At 73.6% G+C, this 7,873-nt stretch carries 6 protein-coding genes; 2 read left to right on the top strand and 4 right to left on the bottom strand.

Translation table 11 applies throughout. The features are described 5' to 3' along the window. The 3 genes from ACZ61E_RS06860 to ACZ61E_RS06850 form a co-directional block, all read right to left on the bottom strand. Positions 1 to 914, bottom strand: a 914-nt coding sequence (locus tag ACZ61E_RS06860; protein ID WP_469698196.1) for a CoxG family protein, incomplete at its 3' end; no start/stop codon positions are given. An 81-nt stretch (positions 915 to 995) separates the two neighbouring features. Next, on the bottom strand, positions 996 to 2,633 hold the full coding sequence (locus tag ACZ61E_RS06855; RefSeq protein WP_469698195.1) for a polyamine aminopropyltransferase: 1,638 nt from the start codon (positions 2,631 to 2,633) through the stop codon (positions 996 to 998). A gap of 106 nt (positions 2,634 to 2,739) precedes the next feature. Further along, positions 2,740 to 3,258, bottom strand: a complete 519-nt coding sequence (locus tag ACZ61E_RS06850) for a DUF2617 family protein (RefSeq protein WP_469698193.1) — start codon at positions 3,256 to 3,258, stop codon at positions 2,740 to 2,742. 803 nt (positions 3,259 to 4,061) lie between these two features. Here ACZ61E_RS06850 and ACZ61E_RS06845 point away from each other — a divergent pair. Then, positions 4,062 to 5,279 carry a pyridoxal phosphate-dependent aminotransferase gene (locus ACZ61E_RS06845; RefSeq protein WP_469698192.1) on the top strand — a complete coding sequence of 406 codons (1,218 nt, stop codon included), beginning with the start codon at positions 4,062 to 4,064 and terminating at the stop codon, positions 5,277 to 5,279. Positions 5,280 to 5,682: 403 nt separating this feature from the next. Further along, on the top strand, positions 5,683 to 6,990 hold the full coding sequence (locus ACZ61E_RS06840; protein ID WP_469698190.1) for a hypothetical protein: 1,308 nt from the start codon (positions 5,683 to 5,685) through the stop codon (positions 6,988 to 6,990). Positions 6,991 to 7,050: 60 nt separating this feature from the next. Here ACZ61E_RS06840 and ACZ61E_RS06835 read toward each other — a convergent pair whose 3' ends face one another. Further along, the gene (locus ACZ61E_RS06835) at positions 7,051 to 7,599 is read right to left on the bottom strand and encodes a YbjN domain-containing protein (protein ID WP_469698189.1); all 549 of its coding nucleotides are present in this window, start codon (positions 7,597 to 7,599) and stop codon (positions 7,051 to 7,053) included. Positions 7,600 to 7,873 lie beyond the last annotated feature (274 nt).

The raw sequence follows: 7,873 nt of genomic DNA, 5'->3' as shown, positions 1-7,873 counted from the left end.
GCCTGCGCGGCATCGGCCTCGCCCGGGGGCTGCGAGGCGTCGGCGTCCTCCGCCGGGGCCTGCGCGACGGCATCGTCACCCCCGGCCTGCGCGGCATCGGCCTCGCCCGGGGGCTGCGAGGCGTCGGCGTCCTCCGCCGGGGCCTGCGCGACGGCATCGTCACCCCCGGCCTGCGCGGCTGCGTCGTCGAACTTCCCGACATCGGGTACGCCCGGATCGTCGGCGGGGGCGCCGGAGTCCGCCTCGTCACCGGCCGAGTCGGCCGGGCCTTGCGCGGCGGCGCCCCCGGCCTGCGCGGCGGCATCGGCGTCACCCCGGGCCTGCGCGGCAGCGTCACCCCGGCCCCGTGGGACGGCGGCGTCGCCGGTCGAGTCGCCCGAGTCCGCCGTACCGGCGGAACCCTCGGTGCCGTCCGGCTCGGCCCCGCGATCGGTGTCGGCATCGGCGGCACCCTGCGCCCGGCCGGCGTCGGCGCCGGCACCCGCCTCCCCGCCGGAGGCACCCAGCGCGGCGGTGAAGCGGTCCAGCAGTCTGCGGGCCGTCGGCTCGGACGTGGCGGAGGGGATCTCCGACAGGCGGCCCTCGGAGGCCGACGTCGCCGTGAAGGCCACCGTCGTGCCCCCGTCCGCCTCCCGCAGCCGGATGCGGACGTTCACCTCGGCGGAGCCCGAACCGCGGACCTCCACGCCCTCGCCCTTCGCCGTGAAGGCCCCCGCCCGCTCCGTCAGCGTCAGCGCGCCGCGGTACGTGATCGTGTGGCCGCCGACGCGGACCTTCAGGCGGCCCGAGAGCGGGCCCGCCGACTCGTCCGCGTCCCGCTGGAGTCCGGGGACGCAGCGCGCGACGCGGGCGTGGTCCCGCAGCGCCTCGCGGAGGGTCTCAGCCGGAACCGGAATGAACACCTCATGCTCCATGGGATCCGAGCCTACTCAGCCCCGCCGTCTCAGGCGCCTCTCCGCACACATCGGCCACCCCCGGCCGCGGGCCCACCGCCATCAGCCCGCGTATCTCGGATGCACCAGCGTCGACGGCGGCAGATCGCGCAATCTGGTGCGTTCCGCCCGCAGGACGCCCGCTGCCAGCACCGGCGGGGCCAGCGAGCGCAGCCGGGGCGCGTCCGGGGCGAGTCCCACCCCCGGTGGCCGGCCGGCGGTCGCGAGGACGAAGCCCCAGTCCGTCCGCGCATCCGCGCCCGCCCCCTCTCCCCCGCCCGTGTGCTCCCCGTCGTTGGACCGGTCGGGCCCCGCCCCGAACCCGGCCGCCCGCCCCGTCGCGGTGTACGGGCTCGTGCCGAACCCGGCCGACCGCAGCGTGGCCTCCACCGTCCAGTACGTACGCGGCCGGACGGCCGGCGGCCCCGCGTGCACGGCCAGCCGCCCGCCCTCCGCGAGCACCCGCGAGGCCAGCCCGTAGAACTCCTCCGAGTAGAGCTTGGTGCTCGGGGTGATGCCGGGATCGGGCAGGTCCGAGAGGACCACGTCGTACGCTCCCGCGCCCGCCGCCACCCGCCCCCGCAGCCAGGTGAACGCGTCCGCGTACGCCACCCGGAACCGCGGGTCGTCGTACACGTGCTCGTTCAGCGCGGCCAGCGCCGGGTCCGTACGGGCCAGGCGCGCGACGCCCGGGTCCAGCTCGACGACCGTGACCGAGCGGACGTCCGGATAGCGCAGGACCTCGCGCGCCGCGAGCCCGTCCCCGCCGCCGAGGATCAGCACCCGGGCGTGCGGACCGCGCATCGCGGGATGGACCAGCGCCTCGTGGTACCGGTACTCGTCGCGCTCGCTGACCCGCAGCCGCCCGTCGAGGTAGAGGTCCAGCGGCTTCTCGGTCCCGCCCGTGAGGACGACCTCCTGGACGTCGGTCTGGACGGCGACCCGCACCCCGTCCCCGTACACCGCGCGCCGCGCGGCCCGCTCGAAGTCGTCCACCAGGACGGCGGCGGTGGCCAGGACCGTCAGCACCACGATGTTCACCAGCAGCAGCAACCCCCGCTCACGGCCCGTCAGATCGCGCCCGAAGACCCAGAGCACGAGCGCCCCGCCCGCCACCGCGTTGACCCCGCCGGTCAGGAGCGCGCCCGTGAGCTGCCCGAACCACGGCAGCAGCAGGAACGGGAAGGCCAGCCCGCCGACCAGCGCGCCCACGTAGTCCGCCGCGAAGAGGTCGGCGACGTTCCCGCCCGCGTCCTGCCGGGAGACGCGCTGGATGAGCGTCATCAACAGGGGGATCTCCGCGCCGATGAGGATCCCGATGGAGAGCGAGAACCCGATCAGCGCGTACCGCGACTCGCCCATCCAGGCGAACGTCGCGTACAGCACGAGCGCCGAGAGCCCCCCGAGCAGCGCGAGCGCCGCCTCGATCAGCCCGAAACCGACCGCCGCCCGGCAGCGCAGCCGCTTCGCGAGCAGCGAGCCGAGGCCCATCGCGAAGACCATCAGGGACAGGACGACCGATGCCTGTGTGACGGAGTCCCCGATCAGATACGACGCGAGGGCGACCAGCTCCAGCTCGTACACCAGCCCGCACGCGGCGCATACGAAGACCACGGCGAGGATCAGGAAACGCCCCGCGCTCGGTCGGACGGGCAGCCGCGCCGCGCTGTCCGGCGGCGCGACCACAGACTGGTCGATCATTCCAGTAACGCTACGTCACTACTTGCGTGCGGCCTGTCACCCACAAGGGTGGTAACGGTGTTCGTACCCATTACACGCCTCCGCCCCGGCGCCCGCCGCGCATCCGCTACAGCGGGACCGGCACCCGCACGCCCACCCGCGTCCGGGTCACCACCAGCGTCCCTTCCTGCGGATACGCGTGCCAGGTACGCCAGGACACCTGGCCCTGGTGCCGCCGCACGAGCATCGCGGTGAACGCGTGCGGGTCGCCCGGGAACGTACCCGCGAGCCCGTTCGGATGGTCGGCGACCAGTGCGAGCAGCTCCTGCGCGCGCCCCGCGAACGAACCCTGCGACAACGTCTCGACGCGCGCCGCGAATTCGTACTCCCACTCCCCCACGCGCTCCGCGACACCGAGTGGCAGCGGCGTGCTGCTGCCGGGGATGCAGGCCACCGTCTCGGAGCAACTGCCCTGCTCCTGTTCGAGAAGTACCTGATGGGAGGCGCCCAGGAGCCTCATCTGCACGCGGGCGCCGCCGAGTTCGAGATCGAGGACGGCGAGTGCGGGCAGCGGCTCGCGCCCCAGCGCCCAGGCGAGGTCGGCCGAACGGGTGTCGGTATAGGCGGTGTTGAGGGTTCTGAGCATGGGTCGGCTCCGCAAACACGAGAACTGCGAACTGAGAACTGACGGAAGTAGGAGATCGTCTGCTCGGCTCCGCGCGAAGGTCCGAGGTCCGAGGCCCAAGGTCCGGGGCTGGAAAATCTCAACAGCGAGCGAATCACGAAGTAAGGGACGCTGACAGCGTTTTTACCCAACTTGACGTGGTTTCCATCCCCTCGGGGGCACCACAGTTCAACTGTTCAACAAAATACGGTCTCTTCGGGCTTCCGGCGCCCCAACATGACGGTGCCCGGCGGAAGTTCCCTCCGCCGGGCACCGTCGATGACCACGGACCAGCTGCCCCGTGTCAGCTGCCTCCGCCGCCGCACCCGCCGCCGCCTCCGCCGCCCCCGCAGGAGGACGAACCCCCGCCGCAGGAGGACGAACCTCCGCCGCAGGACGAGGAGCCGCCGCCGTCTCCCGATGACCACCAGCTCACGTTCTCACCACCACCACCGCCGCCCCCGCCGGAGCGGGAACGGGAACGGCCGGCCGAGAGGCGGACCCCGCGGTTGTTCCGTGCGCCCAGGCGCTTCGCGAATCCGCGCATCATGATCAAGAACCCGACAACCAACAGTGCGAACAGCCCGAGGGCCAGCACCACCACGCTCATCGTCTTCACCGTCTTCCTGTTCCCCCGAAGCGAGGCCCCCGCGTCGTAGCGGGACCGGCTTCGCCAGTGATCGGCTTTTCGTGCCGTCTTCTCTTGTGACTGGGGGGATGCCCCCACCCCTGCGAACCCAAAGCAGACTTGAGCAACTCCAGAGCTTCGGCGCAGGATGGCCGCCATGACCGCCACGAATCCCCCGCCGCCCGCCACGGGCGGCGCCCCGGCGCCCGGCCGGCCCCTGCTCAACCGACGCCTCGCGGAGTTCGGGACGACGATCTTCGCCGAGATGTCGGCGCTGGCCGTCCGGACCGGCGCGATCAACCTGGGCCAGGGCTTCCCCGACACCGACGGCCCCGAGTCGGTCAGGGAGGCGGCGGTACGGGCCCTGCGCGACGGCCGCGGCAACCAGTACCCGCCCGGCCCCGGCGTCCCCGAGCTGCGCACCGCGATCGCCGGCCACCAGCTGAAGCGGTACGGCCTGGCGTACGACCCCGACACCGAGGTCCTGGTCACGGCCGGCGCCACCGAGGCGATCGCCGCGTCGCTGCTCGCCCTCGTGGAGCCCGGCGACGAGGTGATCGCCCTGGAGCCGTACTACGACTCGTACGCCGCCTCCATCGCCCTGGCGGGCGGCACGCGCGTCCCCGTCACACTGCGCCCCCGCGACGGCGCGTACCACCTGGACCTGGACGAACTGCGCGACGCCGTCACCCCGCGCACCCGGCTGATCCTCCTCAACACCCCGCACAACCCCACCGGCACGGTCCTCACCCGCGAGGAGCTGGCGGCCGTGGCCGCGCTCGCCGTCGAGCGCGATCTGCTGGTCGTCACCGACGAGGTGTACGAACACCTGGTCTTCGACGGCGAACACCTCCCCCTCGCGACCTTCCCGGGCATGCGGGAGCGCACGGTCACCATCTCCTCCAGCGGCAAGACGTTCTCGTTCACGGGCTGGAAGGTCGGCTGGGTGACGGCCGCGCCGGAGCTGGTGGCCACGGTCAGGGCCGCCAAGCAGTTCCTGACGTACGTGTCGGCGGGCCCCTTCCAGTACGCCGTCGCCGAGGCCCTGCGGCTGCCGGACAGTTACTTCGACGAGCTGCGCGACGACATGCGGGCCAAGCGCGACCTGCTGTCGGCGGGGCTCGTCGCGGCCGGATTCGAGGTCTACCGGCCGGCGGGCACGTACTTCGTCACCACCGACATCCGCCCGCTCGGCGAGAGCGACGGCTTCGCCTTCTGCCGCGCGCTGCCCGAGCGCTGCGGTGTGGTGGCCGTGCCGAACGCGGTGTTCTACGACCACCGGGAGCAGGGCGCGCCCTTCGTACGCTTCGCGTTCTGCAAGCGCGCGGAGGTCCTGGCCGACGCGGCGGCGCGGCTGAAGACACTGGCGGGGTGAGGGTGAGCCGGACCGCACCGGCACGGACCACGAACCACGGCCACCCGCGCCGGACGGTACGGCTGACGTCCCGTCGAGGCGAGCGCGGCACACGGCCTCCCGATACGGAGCCGCTGACTCCCCGTCGAAGCCGGCACTGAACAGACACAGACCCTCCCGCGCCCGACAGCCCACCCGGCGCGCGATGAGTGGCGGATTCGCCCTCGTCCCGCCCGTGCGCGGGCGGGCGGGCGGGAACACCGGTCGGGCGGCCACGCGCCGTACGCCTCGGCCTTTCCCGCAACCGGCGTCGGCACGCCCACGGCCACCCCTGTCACGCCGACACGCCGTCCGCCCCCGCGCACCCCCCGTACGGCGCGCCCCGCTACCCGGTCGGCGGCCCAGGGGTCGCGGGAAGCACGGGGTGCGCGGAAGGTCGGCTCGACCGATCACGCGCGCACGGAGGTGCCCCCTGTCCGCCGATACGCTCGACGCCGCCGACGCCGTCCCGCCGGCCGCCCGGAAGGCCCCCGCGGGGCCCGCCGGGCCGGCCACCCCACCGGCCGTCGTCTTCACCGCCCTCGGCCCCCGCCGGCGCACCGCCCGCCTCGCCTCCGCCCTCCGCCGCGCCGCCCCCGCGCTCGGGCTGTTCGCCGCCGCCCGGCTCACCGGTCTGCTCGTCCTGTGGCTGTGGGCCGAGCACACCGGCCGCTCACCGTCCCAACTCCTCACCCGCACCTGGGACTCCGTCTGGTACACGAGGATCGCCGCCGACGGCTACGGCCACACGCTCCACTTCACCGACGGCGCCGTCCACAGCGACCTGGCGTTCTTCCCGCTCTACCCCGGTCTCGTACGCGCCGTCACGACCGTCCTCCCGCTCGACGGCGGCACCGCCGCGCTGCTGCTCTCCTGGGCCGCCGCGGCAGCCGCCGCCCTCGGCATCCACCTCGTCGGCGAACGCCTCCACGGCCGGACCACCGCCGCCGTGCTGGTGCTGCTGTGGGGCCTGCTCCCCCACTCGGTCGTGCTCACCCTCGCGTACACGGAACCGCTCCTCACCGCCTTCGCCGCCTTCTCCCTGTACGCGGTGCTCACCGGCCGCTGGCTGTGGGCGGGTTCGCTGGCCGCGCTCGCGGGTCTGTCCCGGCCGAACGGGATCGCGATCGCCGCCGCGGTCTGCGCCGCCGCGGCGTACGAACTGTGGAAGCGCCGCGGCCGCGCCCCCTGGCGGCTCTGGGCCGCGGCCGTCGTCGCGCCACTCGGCTGGGGCGGTTACGTGCTCTGGGTGGGCCTGCGCACCGGCGATCCGCTCACCGGCTACTTCACCGTGCAGGGCGGCTGGCGCTCCCGCTTCGACCTCGGTGTCGACAACGTGCTCAACGTCCGCGACGTCGCGCTGCGGCCCGCCGAACTCGCCTCCCCCATGACCGCGTTGATCGTCACCGCGGCCGTACTGCTCTTCGCGCTGCTCCTCGTGGACCGGGACAGCCGCCCGCCCCTGCCCCTGCTCGTGTACGCGGGGGTCCTGCTCCTGATCGCGGTCGGCGGCGGCGGTTTCTTCGAGTCCAAGCCGCGCTTCCTGCTGCCCGCGTTCCCGCTGCTGCTGCCGCTCGCGTGCGCGCTCACGAAAGCCCGGCCGAGGGCGTCGGTCGTGGTGATCGCCGCCCTCGCCGGGCTGTCGTGGTGCTACGGGACGTATCTGCTGACACTGGCCCCGATGCCGCTGTAAGGAGGGCGCGCCCGGCGCGCAGCCGCGGGGGGCGCCGCGAGGCGTCGTCCGGACGGCTCGTCAGGCGTCGTCGGCCGGCTGCTCCCCGGCGGGCTTCTCCTCGGCCGGGGTCAGCCCGAAGGTCTCGACGATCCACTTGTCGAACTCGATCGACGCCCGCACCCAGCTGACCGTCGACGACACGAAGTGCTCCAGGCTGACCCCGGTGCCGATCAGCATCTGGGCCTCGCCGATGAGCCGGACGGTCGTGGGGCCGCCGTTCTCCTCCTCGTGCACGTGGCTGTAGACCTTGGGCCACAGCGTGCGCCGGTTCCAGTCGTCGATCGCGTCGAGGATCTTGGGCTTGTCCTCGATGGCGTGCGGCCGGTCGTAGAACGTCCGTACGGAGAAGACCTGCTGGTCGCCCTCACCGCGGAACATGAAGTACGTACGGAATTCCTCCCACGGCGCCGCGAGGTCGCCCTCGTCGTCGACGACGTACTTCAGCTCCATCTGGTCGAGAAGCTGCTTGACCAGATCCTGGTCGGGGACGACAGGGCCCGCCGTTCCCGCGGCCTGCGGCTGGGGCTGGGCCCCGAAATTCGGAATCGAGGACGGGTCGATGGTCATCGCTGGATTCTCCTGAGGATGGCATGCCGTTGTCTGACGACGACCCTAGCCGCGATCCCCGGGCGGAAACCCTGCACCCCGTCGGCAATCGCGGGAAGGTCCGCGCGACGGCCCCGCGCCACCGCCCGCGCCCGGGCCCGCCACCACGCGGGTGACGGACCTGGGGGGGGGGGGGGGGCGGGGGGGGGGGCGGGGGGGAGGGGGGGGGGGTTGGGGGGGGCTGCGGTGGTGTTTCCCCAGAGGGGGGAGGGGGGGCGGGGGGCAACACGACGAC

This window comes from Streptomyces sp. NPDC104581 (assembly GCF_055583685.1).
This window is presented reverse-complemented; position numbering and strand designations above follow the sequence as displayed.

Coding starts and splice junctions, on each gene's coding strand:
- ACZ61E_RS06855 (WP_469698195.1), bottom strand. CDS start 2,633: ATGATCGACCAGTCTGTGGTCGCGCCGCCGGACAGCGCGGCGCGGCTG.
- ACZ61E_RS06850 (WP_469698193.1), bottom strand. CDS start 3,258: ATGCTCAGAACCCTCAACACCGCCTATACCGACACCCGTTCGGCCGAC.
- ACZ61E_RS06845 (WP_469698192.1), top strand. CDS start 4,062: ATGACCGCCACGAATCCCCCGCCGCCCGCCACGGGCGGCGCCCCGGCG.
- ACZ61E_RS06835 (WP_469698189.1), bottom strand. CDS start 7,599: ATGACCATCGACCCGTCCTCGATTCCGAATTTCGGGGCCCAGCCCCAG.